Annotated in this window: 13 protein-coding genes; 7 read left to right on the top strand and 6 right to left on the bottom strand. The window is 63.3% G+C overall.

Translation table 11 applies throughout. From position 1 onward, the window contains the following. The first annotated feature begins 11 nt into the window (after positions 1-11). From catA to ACF8EA_RS10085, 6 genes are all read left to right on the top strand, one after another. Positions 12-926 (top strand): catechol 1,2-dioxygenase, encoded by a 915-nt coding sequence (gene catA / locus ACF8EA_RS10110; RefSeq protein WP_392521882.1) that lies wholly within the window; start codon positions 12-14, stop codon positions 924-926. 145 nt (positions 927-1,071) lie between these two features. Then, positions 1,072-2,271, top strand: a complete 1,200-nt coding sequence (locus tag ACF8EA_RS10105) for a benzoate/H(+) symporter BenE family transporter (protein WP_392521881.1) — start codon at positions 1,072-1,074, stop codon at positions 2,269-2,271. Positions 2,272-2,325: 54 nt separating this feature from the next. Then, the gene (locus tag ACF8EA_RS10100; protein WP_392521880.1) at positions 2,326-3,576 is read left to right on the top strand and encodes an OprD family porin; all 1,251 of its coding nucleotides are present in this window, start codon (positions 2,326-2,328) and stop codon (positions 3,574-3,576) included. 74 nt (positions 3,577-3,650) lie between these two features. After that, complete coding sequence (locus ACF8EA_RS10095) at positions 3,651-4,730, top strand: metal-dependent hydrolase (protein WP_392521878.1); 1,080 nt, start codon at positions 3,651-3,653, stop codon at positions 4,728-4,730. Between the two features lie 68 nt (positions 4,731-4,798). Then, a complete protein-coding gene (locus ACF8EA_RS10090) occupies positions 4,799-5,710 on the top strand; it encodes a LysR family transcriptional regulator (RefSeq protein WP_064491971.1) in 912 nt (303 codons plus the stop codon). Positions 5,711-5,810: 100 nt separating this feature from the next. After that, positions 5,811-6,791 carry an LLM class flavin-dependent oxidoreductase gene (locus ACF8EA_RS10085; protein WP_019751643.1) on the top strand — a complete coding sequence of 327 codons (981 nt, stop codon included), beginning with the start codon at positions 5,811-5,813 and terminating at the stop codon, positions 6,789-6,791. Between the two features lie 42 nt (positions 6,792-6,833). Here ACF8EA_RS10085 and ACF8EA_RS10080 read toward each other — a convergent pair whose 3' ends face one another. From ACF8EA_RS10080 to ACF8EA_RS10065, 4 genes are all read right to left on the bottom strand, one after another. After that, the gene (locus tag ACF8EA_RS10080; protein WP_392521876.1) at positions 6,834-7,931 is read right to left on the bottom strand and encodes an alkene reductase; all 1,098 of its coding nucleotides are present in this window, start codon (positions 7,929-7,931) and stop codon (positions 6,834-6,836) included. A gap of 95 nt (positions 7,932-8,026) precedes the next feature. Continuing rightward, complete coding sequence (locus ACF8EA_RS10075; RefSeq protein ID WP_392521874.1) at positions 8,027-9,037, bottom strand: aldo/keto reductase; 1,011 nt, start codon at positions 9,035-9,037, stop codon at positions 8,027-8,029. Positions 9,038-9,109: 72 nt separating this feature from the next. Next, positions 9,110-10,630, bottom strand: a complete 1,521-nt coding sequence (locus ACF8EA_RS10070; protein WP_392521872.1) for an FAD-dependent oxidoreductase — start codon at positions 10,628-10,630, stop codon at positions 9,110-9,112. A 136-nt stretch (positions 10,631-10,766) separates the two neighbouring features. Next, positions 10,767-11,666 (bottom strand): LysR substrate-binding domain-containing protein, encoded by a 900-nt coding sequence (locus ACF8EA_RS10065; protein ID WP_274148236.1) that lies wholly within the window; start codon positions 11,664-11,666, stop codon positions 10,767-10,769. Between the two features lie 127 nt (positions 11,667-11,793). Between ACF8EA_RS10065 and ACF8EA_RS10060 the strand changes: the two genes are divergently transcribed. Next, positions 11,794-12,840 (top strand): SMP-30/gluconolactonase/LRE family protein, encoded by a 1,047-nt coding sequence (locus tag ACF8EA_RS10060; protein WP_392521871.1) that lies wholly within the window; start codon positions 11,794-11,796, stop codon positions 12,838-12,840. A 124-nt stretch (positions 12,841-12,964) separates the two neighbouring features. Here the strand turns inward: ACF8EA_RS10060 and ACF8EA_RS10055 are convergent, their stop codons facing one another. Further along, entirely contained in the window at positions 12,965-15,280 is a 2,316-nt protein-coding gene (locus tag ACF8EA_RS10055; RefSeq protein WP_392521869.1) for a putative bifunctional diguanylate cyclase/phosphodiesterase, read from the bottom strand. Between the two features lie 81 nt (positions 15,281-15,361). Further along, complete coding sequence (locus tag ACF8EA_RS10050; protein WP_392521868.1) at positions 15,362-16,345, bottom strand: SCO family protein; 984 nt, start codon at positions 16,343-16,345, stop codon at positions 15,362-15,364. Between the last annotated feature and the right edge of the window lie 40 nt (positions 16,346-16,385).

The raw sequence follows: 16,385 nt of genomic DNA, 5'->3' as shown, positions 1-16,385 counted from the left end.
AGGTAACCCCCATGACCGTGAACATTTCCCATACTGCCGAGGTACAGCAGTTCTTCGAGGAGGCCGCAGGCTTTGGTAATGCGGCCGGCAACCCACGCCTCAAGCGCATCGTGCAGCGCCTGCTGCAGGACACCGCGCGGCTGATCGAAGACCTGGACATCAGCGAAGACGAGTTCTGGCACGCCGTCGACTACCTCAACCGCCTGGGCGGTCGCGGCGAAGCCGGGCTGCTGGTGGCGGGGCTGGGCCTCGAACACTTCCTTGACCTGCTGCAGGATGCCAAGGACCAGGAGGCAGGGTGGGTTGGCGGTACTCCACGCACCATCGAAGGCCCGTTGTACGTGGCTGGCGCACCGATTGCCCAAGGTGAAGTGCGCATGGACGACGGCAGCGAGGAGGGCGTCGCCACGGTGATGTTCCTGGAAGGCCAGGTGCTGGACCCGCACGGACACCCGCTGCCGGGTGCCACGGTCGACCTGTGGCATGCCAATACCCGTGGTACCTATTCGTTCTTCGACCAAAGCCAGTCGGCGTACAACCTGCGTCGGCGCATCGTTACCGATGCCCAGGGGCGCTACCGCGCGCGCTCCATCGTGCCATCGGGCTATGGCTGCGACCCGCAGGGGCCAACCCAGGAATGCCTGGACCTGCTGGGCCGTCATGGCCAGCGCCCGGCGCATGTGCACTTCTTTATCTCGGCGCCAGGGTACCGGCATCTGACCACGCAGATAAACCTGTCGGGGGACAAGTACCTGTGGGATGACTTTGCCTATGCCACACGGGACGGGTTGGTCGGGGAGGTGGTGTTCGTCGAAGGGCCGGATGGTCGGCATGCCGAATTGACCTTCGACTTCCAGTTGCAGCAGGCCCAGGGCGGTGCCGATGAGCAGCGCAGCGGGCGGCCGCGGGCTTTGCAGGAGGCCTGATCGACCGAGTGGGCTGCTTCGCGGGCATGCCCGCTCCCACAGGTGAAGCCTGTGCAATCGTTGGACTGCGGGCAAGCCCGCGAAGCAGCCAACACCCAAACAAGAGCCCGCCACAAAGGCCGGCCGCTGCCTTGCGAGACGCTTCATGAAAACGCTGATCAAGGACTGCTCTGTGTCGGCCATTGTCGCCGGCTGCATTGCCACCACGATCTCCTACGCCGGCCCGTTGGTGATCATTTTCCACGCCGCCGAAGCGGCGGGCCTGTCGCACCAGCAGTTGTCATCCTGGGTCTGGGCCGTGTCCATGGGCAGTGCCGTGCTCGGTGCGCTGCTCAGCCTGCGCTACCGCGTGCCGGTAGTGATCGCCTGGTCGATCCCGGGGTCAGCCCTGTTGGTCACCGCCTTGCCGCAACTGGGCCTGGAGCAGGCCGTGGGCGCCTACCTGGTGGCCAACCTGGTCCTGCTGCTGATCGGCATCAGCGGGGCCTTCGACCGCATCATCGCGCGCCTGCCGGGTTCTATCGCTGCCGGTATGCAGGCCGGGATCCTGTTCAGCTTTGGCATCGAAGTGTTCCGCGCCTTGCCGGTGCAACCGCTGTTGGTACTGGCGATGTTCGTTACCTACGTGCTGATGCGTCGGGTGCAGCCGCGCTATGCCGTGGCTGCGGTGCTGGGCGTGGGCATGCTGGTGACCGTGGCCAGCGGTACGTTGCGCAGCGAGGTACTGGTGCTGGAACTGGCCTCACCCCAGTGGATCACCCCCCAGTTCAGCCTGTCGGCGGTATTCAGCCTGGCGCTGCCGATGGTGCTGGTGGCACTGACCGGGCAATTCATGCCGGGTATGGCGGTACTGCGCAACGCTGGCTACCCCACGCCGGCCAGCCCGCTGATCAGCGCCAGTGCCCTGATCGGAGCGCTACTGGCGCCGTTCGGTTGCCACGGGCTGAACCTGGCGGCGGTTACCGCCAGCCTGTGCACCGGCCATGAGGCCCATGAAAACCCGCAACGGCGTTATGTGGCGGCGGTGGCTGGCAGTGCGTTGTACCTGCTACTGGGCATTGCCGGGGCCACCTTGATGTCGCTGTTCGCCGCCTTTCCCGCCGTACTGATCGCGGCCCTGGCCGGTTTGGCCCTGTATGGCGCCATCAGCGAAGCCCTGGTCCGCAGCCTGGCAGAGCCGGCCGAGCGCGACGCCGGGCTGTTCACCTTCCTGGTCACCGCTTCGGGGGTGGCTTTTCTGGGCCTGTCGGCAGCGTTCTGGGGGCTGCTGTTCGGCCTGCTGGCGCACGCGCTGCTGAGGCTGCGCCAGCCACGTGCCCGGGAGGTGCTGCGCCGTACCCCATGAACTGCCGTGTTTCCAACGCTTTACCCATAAAAACAAGATCAAGAGAGCTTCGGAATGAACCACACCCCTTGCGTTGCCCTGGGCCTGACATTGCTCAGCCAGCCACTGCTGGCTGCCGAAGGCGGCTTCTTCGAGGATTCGAAGGCCACCCTGAGTGCCCGTAACTACTACTTCAGCCGCGATTTCTCCGACATTGTCGGGGCCAGCAAACAGTCCAAGGCCGAGGAGTGGGCCCAGGGTTTCATCCTCGACTTCAAAAGTGGCTACACCCCGGGCCCGGTCGGCTTTGGCGTGGACGCCCTGGGTTTGCTGGGTATCAGGCTGGACAGCAGTCCAGACCGCGCCAACACCGGCCTGTTGCCGGTGCATGCCGACGGCCGCGCTGCCGATGAGTACAGCCGCCTGGCGCCTACCTTCAAGGCCCGGCTATCGAAAACCGAACTGCGTGCAGGTGAACTGCAACCGAACCTGCCGGTGCTGACCTTCAGTGATATTCGCCTGTTGCCACCCACCTATCAGGGTGTAAGTTTGAGTTCGTCGGAAATAGACGGGCTGACCGTGCAGGCCGGGCACTTGAAAAGCACCCATCTGCGCAACGAAGGCGGCGACGGCAAGATGAACGCGATGCTCGGCCATGTGCCGATGCGACAAGCCGAAAGCGACGCGTTCAACTATGTGGGTGGGGATTATGCGTTCAATGCCAACCAGAGCAGCGTCAGCCTTTGGTACGGTCAGCTGGAGGACATCTACCAACAAGGCTTTGTTGGCCTGAAGCACAGCAAACCCGTCGGCGACTGGGTACTCAGCGCCAACCTGGGTTATTTCACCGCGCGTGAGCAAGGCGATGCGCTGCTGGGCAACATCGACAACCAGGCGTTCTTCTCGCTGTTCACTGCCCGGCATGGCGGGCACAGCTTCCATGCCGGCTACCAGGGCATTTATGGCGATAGTCCGTTCCCACGGGTATTCGCCAACATCTCGCCGTTGGGCAACGAGGTGCCGACCTATGAGTTTGCCTACACCGACGAACGCTCGTATCAGGTGCGTTACGACTACAACTTCGCCGCCATGGGCGTGCCGGGCCTGACAGCGACCGTGCGCTACATAACCGGTAACAATGTCGATACCGGGCTGGGTTACGAGGGGCGTGATCGCGAGCGTGATCTGGATATCGGCTATGCGGTGCAGAGCGGGGCACTGAAAGGGTTGGGGATACGGGTGAGGAACGCCATGGCGCGCTCCAACTACCGCAGTGATATCGACGAGAACCGCCTGACGCTGGTGTACACCTGGCAGCTGTTCTGAGCCATCCAGGAGAATTGCGCATCAGGGGTGTATGGGGGTAGCGTGCGGAAACGACTCTTTCAGGAATCCCCACCTTGGACTCCATCACCCAAGCCGTACTTGGCGCGGCGCTGCAAGGGACCGTGCTCGGGCGCATCCAGGGCCGACGCTCGCTGCTGTATGGTGCAGCACTGGGCACGCTGCCGGACCTGGATGTGATCATTCGCTATGCCGACCCGGTGTCGCAGATGACTTATCATCGCGGCTTCTCCCACTCGTTGTTCGTGCTCACCGGCCTGGCCTTGCTGTTGGCCTGGCTGGTCAACAGGCGCTGGCCCGGCAAGGGGTATACCTTGCCCAGGCTTTTTTTGGCGTTCTGGCTGGTATTGGTAACCCATCCGGTGCTCGACGCCTTCACGGTTTACGGCACACAGTTGTTCTGGCCTTTGCACACCACCCCGGAAAGCTGGGCGGCGGTGTTCATTATCGACCCGGTCTACACCGTGCCGCTGCTGGCTGCGGTGGTCTTCACCCTCATGAAGGGCGTGACCCGCAGGGCTACCCGCCTGCTGACCATGGCCCTGGTGTTCAGTACCTGCTACCTGGGTTTCGGCCTGGCGGGGCGCATGGCAGCCGAACAGCGCTTCCAGTCGGCACTGGACCAGCAAGGTGTCGTCGTGAGCGAGGTACGTGCCGTGCCGATGGCATTCAACAGCCTGGTCTGGCGGGTGCTGGCCAAGACCCCGGATGGCGATTACTACGAAGGCATCAGCAGCATGCTCGACCAGCAACCACCCGAAATGCAACGCTTGTCGCGCAACCTGGAACTGGCGCAAGCACTGAACGTTGACCCGTTGCACCACCGCTTGCGCTGGTTCACCGATGACTGGCTGCGTTATGACCAGATTGGCGACGCACTGGTGGTCACCGACCTGCGCATGGGGATCCCGGGGAATTACACCTTCCGTTTCAACATGGCTCAGCGCGATCATCAAGGGCAGTGGATGGTCGGTGTACCTTCGCCGTGGCGAGGCAGCGGGCCTGGCTCGCTGTTCAACGCTCAAGAGCTGATGCTTATCTGGCGACGCATTGTCGACCAGCAGCCGCCACTGCCGCTGGCTAACTGGACCGATCGCTACCTCGGGCAGACGGAAGCTGCAAGGCAGCCCCACTAGATCAGGAACCTTGCATTGCCTGAAATCGCACCCATCTATGGCGGTTCGATCAGCGTCAGGAAAACACCATGGAACCCAACCGCTTCGGCGACATCGCCGCTTTCGTCAGCGCCGCGAAGGCCGGCAGCTTCACAGCTGCGGCTGCCAGCCTGGGCCTGACGCGTTCAGCGGTGGGCAAGAGCATCGCCCGCCTGGAAGCCCGCATGGCGGTGCGCCTGCTCAACCGCACTACGCGCAAGCTGAGCCTGACCGATGAAGGCCTGGTGGCGTTCGAGCGCTGGCGGCAGATTCTGGATGACCTGGACGAGGTCGAAAGCACCATGGCCCTGCGCCGGGGCAAGCCCACTGGCACCCTGCGCCTGACCGCACCGCTGTCGCTCGGACAGCGCCATGTCTTGCCGGTCCTCGACCAGTACCTCAAGCAATGGCCCGAACTGCGGGCGGATATCCGCTTCACCGACCGTTTCGTTGATCTGGTCGAAGAGGGTGTGGACGTCGCCGTGCGCATCGGTGCACCTAAGGAAGATTCGCAATTGCTGACGCGCACCGTCGCCTGGCAGCAGTTCGTGACCTGTGCATCGCCTGCGTACCTGGAGAAGCGCGGTGTACCGCAGATGCCCGGCGACCTCTATGGCCATGACAAGATCGCCTTCCTGGCGGGCGAGAAGGCCATGCCCTGGCGCTTTCACACAGAAGCGGGGCTGCACCTGTGCGAAGATCCCGGGCGGCTGAACATCGACAGTTCCGAGGCCATGCTTGACGGCGCCCGGGCCGGTTTCGGCCTGATTCACCTGCCTACCTATATCACCGGTGACGACCTGCGCGCTGGCAATCTGGTGGAAGTACTGCACGCTTACCGCCCCCCGGCAGACCCCATTCGCATCGTCTACCCAAGCAAGCGCCATCTGTCCCCTCGGGTACGCGGCTTCATCGACTTGTTGGTGGCCAGCTGGGAGCCAGGCGTGCCTTGGGAATACTGATTGGGGAATGCCAGGCCCCTATGCCGGGCCTGAAATTGGGTTTATCGCTGGCGGCGCAGCATGGAAACTGGCAGCCACTGATAATCCCTCTGGAGACCCCATGACTGCACTGTCCGTACTGGATCTGGTCATGATCGGCGAAGGCAAGACCTTCGCCGACGCGATCGAAGAATCCCGCCAGCTGGCGCGGCATGTCGAGCAACAGCACTACAGCCGCTACTGGATCGCCGAGCACCATGACATGCCGGGCATTGGCTCGGCTGCCACGTCGCTGGTGATCAACGAAATCGCCAACGCCACCCGACACATTCGTGTGGGTGCTGGCGGCATCATGCTGCCCAACCATGCGCCGTTGGTGGTGGCCGAACAGTTTGGCACCCTCGATACATTGCACCCAGGCCGTATCGACCTGGGCCTGGGCCGTGCGCCAGGCACGTCCGGGCCGACCGTGCGTGCATTGCGCGGCGCCGCGCCAGAGCGTGATTTCAGCCAGGACATCGCCGAGCTGCGTGATTACCTGGCGGACAACGGCAAACGCCGGGTGCGCGGCGTACCGGGTGCGCACGATGTGCCGGTGTGGATCCTCGGTTCCAGCCTGTTCGGTGCTGACCTGGCGGCGAAGCTGGGCCTGCCTTATGCCTTCGCCTCGCACTTTGCCCCGCGTTACCTGCTGCAGGCCATTGCCCATTACCGCGCCAACTTCCAGCCTTCCGCGCAACTGGCCAAACCCTATGTGATGGTTGGCATGAACCTGTTCGCCGCTGCCAGCGATGCTGAGGCGCACTACCTGGCCAGCTCCCACCGCAAGTGGATGCTGGACCTGCATGTCGGGCGCTTTGGCTTGCTGCCCAAGCCGCAAGAGGGTTACATCGAACGCTTGCCGGACCACGAGCGCGCCGTGCTCGAGCAGGTGATGGCCTGCACCGTAGCCGGAGGGCCCGAACGGGTGAGGGAAGGGCTGCGCTCGCTGATAGAGCAGACCGGGGCGGACGAGCTGATGATCGACTGCCGCATCCATGACCCGCTGGCGCGGCAGCGGTCACATGCCTATGCCGCGCAGGCGCTGGCTGAACTGGGCTGACACGACAAAAAACGGGCGCCCGCAAGAGCGCCCGTTTTTGCATCAAGCCTGCTTCAGGAACGGATAATCCGTATACCCTTCAGGCCCATTGGCGTAATCGAACTTCGCCCGGTGCTCATTCAGCGGCGCTTGCAGCCGCAGACGCTCCACCAGGTCGGGGTTGGCAATGTAGGCGCGCCCGAACGCCACGGCATCGATCAAACCCCGCCCGATGAGGTCTTCGCCTTTCTCGGCGGTATAGGCACCGGCCGCGATGATCACCCCGGGGTAGGCGGCGCGAATGGCCTGGCGGAACTCGTCACGCAGTGGCTTGCCACCGGCCCAGTCCGGCTCGGACAGGTGCAGGTAGGCAAGGTTGCGCTTGGCCAGCTCGCGGATCAGGTACAGGCCGGCGGCTTCCTGGTCTTCGCCATTGTCCACACCATTGAAACCACCCAACGGGAACACGCGAATACCGACTCGGTCGGCGCTCCAGTTGGCAATGGCCGCATCCACCGCCTCCAGCACAATTCGCGCACGGTTTTCAACGCTGCCGCCGTAGCGGTCTTCGCGCTGGTTGGCACTGGGGGTGAGGAACTGGTGCAGCAGGTAACCGTGGGCGGCGTGCAACTCGATGAAGTCGAAGCCGGCTTCACGGGCGTTGATCGCGGCCTGGCCAAAGTCGGCGACGATGCCAGCGATCTCCGCTTCGCTGAGCGCCCGGGGTGCGGAAGTTTCCACGCGGGTCAGGTTGCCTTGCGCGTCACGCAGGGTGGTGCGTGCATCCGCCGGCAGTGCCGAAGGGGCCACGGGGGCCTCGCCGCCAGGTTGCAGCGAGGTATGCGACACCCGCCCGGTGTGCCACACCTGCACGGCGCTGTGGCCGCCTTCGGCATGGATGCCTTGGTTGATGTGCTTCCAGGCAGCGATCTGTTCGGCGCTGTGAATGCCGGGCGAGCCCGAATAGCCCTTGGCCTGGAAGGAGATTTGCGTGGCTTCAGTGATGATCAGGCCAGCACTGGCGCGCTGACGGTAGTACTCGGCCATGAGCGCGGTGGGTACATCACCCGGCTCCAGGCTGCGCAGGCGGGTGAGGGGGGCCATGAATACGCGGTTGGGCAGGGTGAGTGGGCCGATTTGCAGCGGTTGCAAGAGTTTCATTGCAGCTCCAGAGGTGGAAAACCAATGGTGCGCACGATACCGGGGTGATTGGGGAAAGGGGGGACCGGGAGCCCGGCTCAGGGCTCCCCAATGCGTCAGCTGCGTGCCAGCCGCCCACTCACATAATGCGCCACGTCATTGAAGCCCGGCGTGGACGCATGCCCTGGCGTTACCAACGAATCGATGAATGCCTCATCCTCCGCGGTAATCTTCACCGCCAATGCGCCGCCATAGGTATCCCACTGCTCCTCGGTCCGCGGCCCGACAATGGCGGAACTGACCCATTGGTTATTCAACACCCAGGCAATGGCGAATTCGACAATGCCCACCCCCTTGGCCTCTACATACGTCTGAATCTGCCGGGCAATGGTGAGCGACTCCTGGCGCCACTCCACTTCCATGATGCGTTTGTCCTGCCGCCCTGCGCGGCTACCGGTATCCGGCACCGCGCCCGGCGCATACTTGCCACTGAGCACGCCCCGGGCCAGCGGGCTGAAGGGTACAACGCCCAGACCATGGGCGGCGGCGGCCGTGAGCTGTTCGGGCTCGGCCTGGCGGTTGACGATGTTGTACAGCGGCTGGCTGACTACCGGCTTGGGAACGCCAAGGCGCTCGGCAATATGGCAGACCTCGGCAATGCGCCAGCCACGGAAATTGGACACGCCCCAGTAGCGGATCTTGCCCTGGCGCAGCAAGTCGCCAATGGCCTGCACGCTCTCTTCCAGCGGTACCTTGTGGTCTTCGCGGTGCAGGTAGTAGATGTCCAGGTAGTCCATGCCCATGCGGGTCAGCGTGGCATCCACGGCATTGAAGATGTGCTTGCGCGACAACCCGCTGCGGTTAGGCAGGCCGTCGGCCGGGCCGAAGCCGACCTTGCTGGCGACCACCCAGTCATGGCGATGGCGCGCCACGGCTTCACCGACGATTTCTTCCGAGCGCCCGGCGTTGTACACGTCGGCGGTATCGATGAAGTTGATGCCTTGGTCCCAGGCCTTGTCGATGATGCGCAGGGCATCCTCGGTACTGGTCTGCTCGCCGAACATCATGCTGCCCAGGGTAAGGGCGGAAACCTGCAGGCCACTGTGGCCGAGGGGGCGGTAGATCATGCGCGTGGGTCCTTATGCAGTCGGCTGACCTACCTGTTTTACACACAACCGGGAAGCATTGAAAGGCACCCCTCAGCCAATGAGCGCCAAAGCCTCCTGCAGGCTCAAGGGGCGCTTCAGGCGTTGCGACAGCGTCGCCATGGCATCGGAGTAACCCTTGGCGATAACGGCCTCGACGCGTTCATCCACACACTGCAAGGCAACGAAATCGCCTTTTTCCGGCTCACCGACGAATTCGATGCGGTTCCAGTCCTTGGCATGGCCTAGCACTTCATAGGTACGGCCATGCTGGTAGGTCCAGAAGAAAGGTACATCGGCATAACGGCGTTGTTCGCCAAGCATGTTGGCGGCGGCGATGACCCCGTGTTGCTGGGCCAGGCGCCAGTGCTCGATGCGCACCGGGCGCCCCGTGAGCGGGAACGTGGCGATGTCACCTGCGGCCCACAAACCGTCGGCTGCGCGCATTTCTGCGTCGACCCTCACCGATTTGTCTTCGCCAAGCGGCACGCCTTGAAGGAACGCGGTGGCGGGCCTTACCCCGGTGCCGAGCAGCACCAAGGGGGTCTGCAGCCGTTCACCATTGGCCAGTTGCACCGCTTCGACCTTCCCCAGCCCCTCGATCCGCTCGACCTCGGTAGGGCCGTGGAAGGTGATCCCTTTTCGTTCATGCAGCGCGCGAATGCAGCGCCCGATCCGCTCGCCCAATTGTCGGGCCAGAGGGATTTCGTGGCGCGTGACCACATGCACCTGCAAGCCATACTTGCGCAATGCCGAGGCTGCCTCCAGGCCGATGAAGCCGTCGCCGACGATGACCACCGGTTGGCCAGGCTCGGCTGCGTCGAGCAACTGTGCAGCATCTTCCAGTGAGCGGAGGGTGAACACCCCAGGCAGATCGGCGCCGGAAATGTCTGGGCGCAGTGCTTTGCCGCCGGTTGCCACCAGGCAGGCGTCGTAATCGATCTGCTGACCATCGGCGAGGGTGACCTGGCGTTTCTGGCTGTTCAGGGTGCGTACCTTGCCGTACTTGCGCTCCAGCTGGCCCTTGCGCAGGGCGTCGGCTTCGAGCAGCGCGGGAACCTCATCGGGCGGCATCTGCCCGGCAATCACGAATTTGCTCAGAGCTGTGCGATCGTAGGCCGGCTGGCGCTCCTGATCGATCCATACCAGCCGCCCAGCGAAACCATGAGCCAGCAGGGTGGCGACGGCGGCGCTGCCGGCGGCACCGGCGCCGACCACCACGAAACAGCGGGCATCACTGTGCCTGGGCGGTTCGGTTACCGGCAGGGGCTGGTCATCGACCCAGATTTCATCGCCCTTGATCCATGCCTTGTAGCGGCGCAGGTCGGCCAGCGCAGGTGGCTCACAGACCACCCCGTCGTCGACCGCGAAGGCAGCTTTGTGCCAAGGGCAGACCAGCAGGCCACTGCAAACCACGCCTTCATCAAGGGGGGCGCCTGCGTGGGGGCAGCTGCCCTGGTAGGCATGTACCTGATCGCCTTGGCGGATGAGGATGAGTTCTTCGTTGCCGGCCTGCACGCGCAGGGGGCGGTGTTCGTCGAGCTGAGCCAAGCGTGCCACGGCGTATTGGGTCATCGGGGCTTCTCCAAAGGGGCCTTTGGAACCATTTGACGCCTGGGGCGGGGAGGGGATGCGTTGAGCTGACGATCGGTGGAGGGTGGTAATTTCTTGTGGCTTGGGTGGGCCTGTTTGCGGGCTGATGGGAGTGGCCTTATTGCTGCGTCTCGAACATGGCAATGAAGTTGGCCAGCGCTGGCGAAGCATTCTGGGCGCTCCATTTCATGTACAACCCAAGCCCTGGTGCAGGCTGGTCATCGATAGGCTGGATCGGGCAAAACTGCACGCGTTCGCGCGGGGTCGAGCGGGCGAACGACTCCGGCACCAGGGCCACGCCAAAACCGCAGGCCACCAGGCCAAGCAAGGTATGGATCTGCGCCGCCTCCTGCACGACCTTGGGGTAGAACCCGGCGGATTGGCACAGCGCAACCAACTGCGCGTGGTAGCCGCCGCCCAGCGCTTGCGGGGTGAACACGAAGTCCTCATCGGCAAACTCGCGCAAGTCGATGGCCTCGTGCTGCGCCTTGGGATGGCTGGCAGGCAGCGCCATGACGATCTGCTCGTCAAGCAGCAAGCGTGCCTCCAGGGTGCCGGCCGGCAGTGGCAGCCTGCGCATGAAGCCGATGTCCGCCTCACCGGCCAGCAAGGCCTTGGCCTGGGAGGCGGATGGCATCTCGCGGATGGTCAGCTGCACGTTCGGATAAGTTTCCCGAAAGCGGCGCAAGCGGTTGAGCAGCGAGTCGTAATAGGCGATGGAAATGGCCGTGATGGTCAATTTGCCGCTGACCCCCGCAGAAACGTTGCGCGCGTACTCGATCCCCTGCTCCAGTTCAGCAAGCGTGCGGTAGGCGGTATCGAGAAACGCTGCACCCGCTGCGGTCAGACGCACTTCGCGCTTGTTACGCAGAAGCAGGCCAAAGCCGAGCTTTTCCTCAAGCCGGTTGATCGCCTGGCTCAGCGGCGGTTGCGCCATGTGCAGGCGCTGGGCGGCCTTGTGAAAGTGCAGCTCTTCAGCCACGGCGATGAACTGCCTGAGCAAACGTGTTTCGATCATCCAGCATTCCTGCAGCGCGGCGACTCGGCGCTGATACCCATGGGATATCAATATTGAATGCTTTTAATATTAAGTCATTGATTTTTTTGTTGATATCGTAAGAAAGGAGAATTGAAGGTAGCCAGAAATGCCCGTTACTCACCTGGCCGGTGCGCTGTGCCATCACACTCATGACAGCGATGGCCAGTACACCGCCACGCGCTTCAACAAAAACAGCGGCGTCAGCTACCCTCTTGACCTCGGCCGTGTGCAGGCCAGCGACCTGGCGCAGGTGGCCGAGCGCTGGAGCCGCATCAAGGAATGCAATTACGTGCCGGTCAAAGTGGCCAACACGCGCGCGGACCTTGGTGAAAGCCTGGTCTGGGATGAGCGCAGCGGCGTACTGTATTTTGTCGATATCTCTGGCGGGCGCATCAACAGCCTGACACCCGATGGCGAAGTCGAGTGCCTTTACGAGTCGGCCGCGCGCATTGGCGCCCTGGCGCTGACCGACCGGGGTAACCTGATTTTCACCGAGGATGCCAGCGTGGCCATCTTCGATGTGCCAGCACGCAAGGTGAGCCAGCATTCGGCATCAGTGCATCCGCGCTCGACTTACCGCTTCAACGACGGCGCCTGCGACCCGCAGGGACGCTTCGTCACCGGCCTGATGGACGAGGCCCCCAGTGGCAATACCGGGGCGCTTTTTCGCTTTGACTGGCAATTGAGCGACCAGGTGATCCACGATGACCTGGCCTTGCCCACCGGCCTTGCCTGGTCGCAGGACGGCCACACGGTGTACTTCGTCGATTCGGCGGCGCGTGCGATCTACCGCGCCGAGTACCTCATCGAAGGCCGGCTGGGCGCTGTTACGCTGTTTGCCGAAACCCCCGCCGAACTGGGGCGGCCGGATGGCCTGGCGCTGGACCGCGAAGGCGGGCTGTGGGTGTGCCAGTACCATGGCAGTTGCCTGCTGCGCTACGACCGCCACGGGCACCTGACCGACCAGGTGTTGATGCCAGTACCGTGCCCCACCAGCTGCTGCTTTGGTGGGCCCGGGATGAACACCTTGTTCATCAGCACCGCGCGTTACGACATGACGCCAGAAGACCTGCACCATTATCCGGACGCTGGCGACCTGTATGCCATCCGCCCGGAAACGGGTGGCGTTGCCAGGCACAGCTTCAAGGAATAAGCGGTTGCACCTGACTGGCCGGTAGCACGGCCAGTTCGCCAAAGCGTCGCGCCGAGTCGATGTAGCGCAGCGCCGACTTGGCGTCTTTCCAGCCCGTATAGCACCGGTAAACCCGCCGTGGCGCTCAGTACACGCATGCCTTGTCCTCGACGCCGTTGAAAGGCGGGTAGTGGCACAGCTGCGCCGGCGACAGAGGCCGGCTGAAGTGGTAGCCCTGGGCGATATCGCATCCGGCCAGCTTCAGGTACACCACCTGTTCACGGGTTTCCACACCCTCGGCCACCACTTGCAGGCCCAGGCGCTTGGCCAGGATGATGGTGGAGGACACGATAGGGCTGTCGTCATGGCTGTTGGACAGCGCCGCGATCAGCGAGCGGTCGATCTTCAGCTTGCTCAACGGTAGCGAATGCAGGTGGGCAAAACCGGCGTAGCCACGGCCGAAATCGTCCAGGCTGATGCCCAGGCCCGCCCCGCGCAAGGCATGCAGATGCGTAACCGCCATGCCTTCAGGGTCGAGGATGGTGGTTTCTGTAATTTCCAGCTCCAGCCGCTGTGGTGCGATCCCGTGATGCTGCAACTTGCGCAGCAGCCGGGCAGCGAAGTCAGCCTGACGCAGCTGCAATGCGGAGACATTGACCGCCAGACGTGTTTCCCGACCAGAAGTATCCCAGCTCGACAAGGCTTCACAGGCCAGCCGTAGTACCTCCCAACCCAGTTCGACAATGAAGCCACTGCGCTCGGCCAGGTCGATGAAGCGGTCCGGGTATAGCAGGCCGAACTCGGGGTGGTCCCAGCGCACCAGCGCCTCGTAGCCGAGCACCTGATGGGTGTCGAGGCGAATCTGTGGCTGGTAGTGCAGCACGAACTGACGTTCGGCCAAGGCGCTGCCGAACGCCTGTTCAAGGGTGAACGCCTGGATATCGGCCAGGTTCAGCGAGGGGTCGAAAAAGCGATACTGCGCGCGCCCTGCCTGCTTGGCTGAGTACATTGCCGCATCGGCACTGCGTATCAGGCTGTCGATGTCCTGGCCGTCGCGCGGGCAGATGCTCACCCCTACGCTGGGGCTGGTGTTGACCTCTTGGCCATCCAGGGCGTAGGTGGCTGACAGTTTCTGCACCAGTTCGTGGACCCAGGCGTTGATCTGCTCCTCGCTGCGCTCGCCGGCCAACAACACCACGAACTCGTCGCCGCCAAAGCGCGAAGCCTCATCGCCCGGCTCCAGCAGGCGCTGGATACGCCCGGCCACAGCCTGTAGCAGCAGGTCACCAATCTTGTGCCCGAGCGAGTCGTTGATCGACTTGAAGCGGTCCATGTCGATGAACAGGATCGCCATCAGTCGGCGCTTGCCACGTTGCCGAGTCAACGCCTGGCTGGCCACCTCGACGAACTGGCGGCGGTTGTGCAGGCCGCTGAGGTGGTCGGTGGCGGCGGCGTGGCTGCTGCGCCGGTGTTCGTCCTCCAGGCGCACGATCAGCTGCTGATTGACCTGCTGGGCATGTTCCAGCGCGTCGAAGGCCTCCTGGCGCTTGCGCAGCAGGCGCAAGGTCCATAGCAGGCTGGCCAGGATCATCAGGGTCATGCTCAGGTTCAACCAGAATTGCCGGGAATAGGCCTGCGTCCAGGGTGCGAGTATTTCTGCCTGGCGCTGGCTTACCACCACGCTGAAGCCTCGCTCGGGTACACGGCGGTACAGGCTTTGGTAGGCATCACCCGCTACGTATTGGGTCAGCCTGCCCGCTTCGCTGTCGAATGCCGGCAGCGGGGGCTGCAATAGGTCGCCGGCAATCGCCACGCCGCGGGTATCGACGCGCAGCCGCTCCAGGCCGTCATCCTGCAGCAGACGCACCAGGCCACTGTTGCCCAGGTCGATATGTTGAAACAGCTCCGCCAGGTAGCCGATGTCCAGTTGCACCACCAGAATGGTGTCGATTTCCTGGCCGGTCGAGTTGGTCAACGGCAGCAGGAAGGTCAGGTGCCTGGTGGGCAGGGCCGAGGTTTGGCCAAGGGGCTGAATGCTGGGCAGGAAAGGTTTGAAACCGTAGCGGTCAATGTGCCGCTGCAGCTGGCGCAACCAGTCTGCCGGCAACTCGGCGGCCTCATCGGTATGGTTGGCCGACAGCAGCCGGCCTTGTCGGTCGTACAGGCTCGTGCGCTTGAACACCGGGTCTGCGGCCAGGCTGAAGTTGCCCTTGCGCAGCCCTTTCATATCGTCCTGGGTAACACGGCCCACCGCCTGGGCGCGGTCGACAAGCTGTCGCAGGCTTTCGCCCACGATGTTGGCCAGGTTCAGGTGCTCGGTGGCTTTGGCCAACAGTGCATCCTGGCGAGCGGCGGCTTTTTGCGTGACGTGCAGCCCCCAGAGAAAGGCCAGGGTCGCTGCACAGAGCATCAGGATCAGCACTCGCAGAAGGCTGGAGGAGGAAAGCGAACGGCGAATCACTGCTGATGGTTCCCGACCCTGGGTGATGCTCGAAAAATACGACAGCGAGATGACAGTCTGATGAATGATGGCTAATCGCCTTTAGGGGGTTCCCCTATTTGCCACCGGTGTCTGCAGGCGTGCCGTTTCTTCTTCGAGGTAGCTTATCAATGCGCTGACTTCGGCATCGCCCAAGCGCATGTTGGGCATGGCCAGGCGGTTGTATTGCTCGAACAGCAGCATGGCCAGGGGGTCTTTCTCGGCCAGCATCTGGTCGGGCGCTTTCAGCCAGCGGGTCAGCCAGTTTGCGTCACGCTGACGGGTCACGCCCAGCAGGTCGGGGCCGATGCCTGGCGGGCCTGGCTCGGTATTGCCCACGGTGTGGCAGGACGAGCAACGGGTGCGGAAGATCTGCTCGCCGCTGCTGGGTGCACGCATCTGCGGCGCTTGAGCGTAGTCATTGGTCATGGCGCTGGCCTGCTTCCAGTTGTGCAAGCTGTTGCCGAGGCGGTCGGCGAGGATGTACGGGCTTTCGAAAGGCGAGGCTTTCATCCAGCGGCCGGTGGCCTGGTTGCCGATAATGAGGCTCAGGTTGTGGTCTTTGGAGCGGCCGTTTTCCAGGCCATCGATCCACAGCCCCAGGCTGCGGCGTAGTTGCTCGATATCGTCAGGTTCGCCGGTCAGCAAGGTCCAGCCTGGGCCGATGCCGAACTTTTCGGCATAGCGCTTGAGGGTGGCGGGGGTGTCGTTATAGGGGTCGATGCTGATGGAGTAGAGGAAGATATCCTTGCCGACCCGGCCACCGAGGATTTTCTGTACCTGGCGTAGGCGTGCGGTTTCCACTGGGCAGGAATCGGAGCAGCCGGTAAAGATGAAGTTGATGGCAACCACCTTGTCCTTGATAAGGTCGTCGAAGAAATGCACTTTTTCGCCATCCTGGGTGAGCAGGGGGATGTTGGGGAAGTAGTTGGCTCCCCAGGGAGTGACAGCTGCTTCGGCCACCTTTTGTTGGGGGTGCAGTGGCCAGAACGGAATGCTGGCGGCGAACAACGCAAGTACCAGCAGGAAACGCCATGAGCCGGGCATGATGCGGTCCTCGTGGGTTGGCTGAGCGGGGCCGCATAGC

It is taken from the genome of Pseudomonas sp. YQ_5, from assembly GCF_043103305.1.
GTDB lineage: Bacteria > Pseudomonadota > Gammaproteobacteria > Pseudomonadales > Pseudomonadaceae > Aquipseudomonas > Aquipseudomonas putida_Y.
This window is presented reverse-complemented; position numbering and strand designations above follow the sequence as displayed.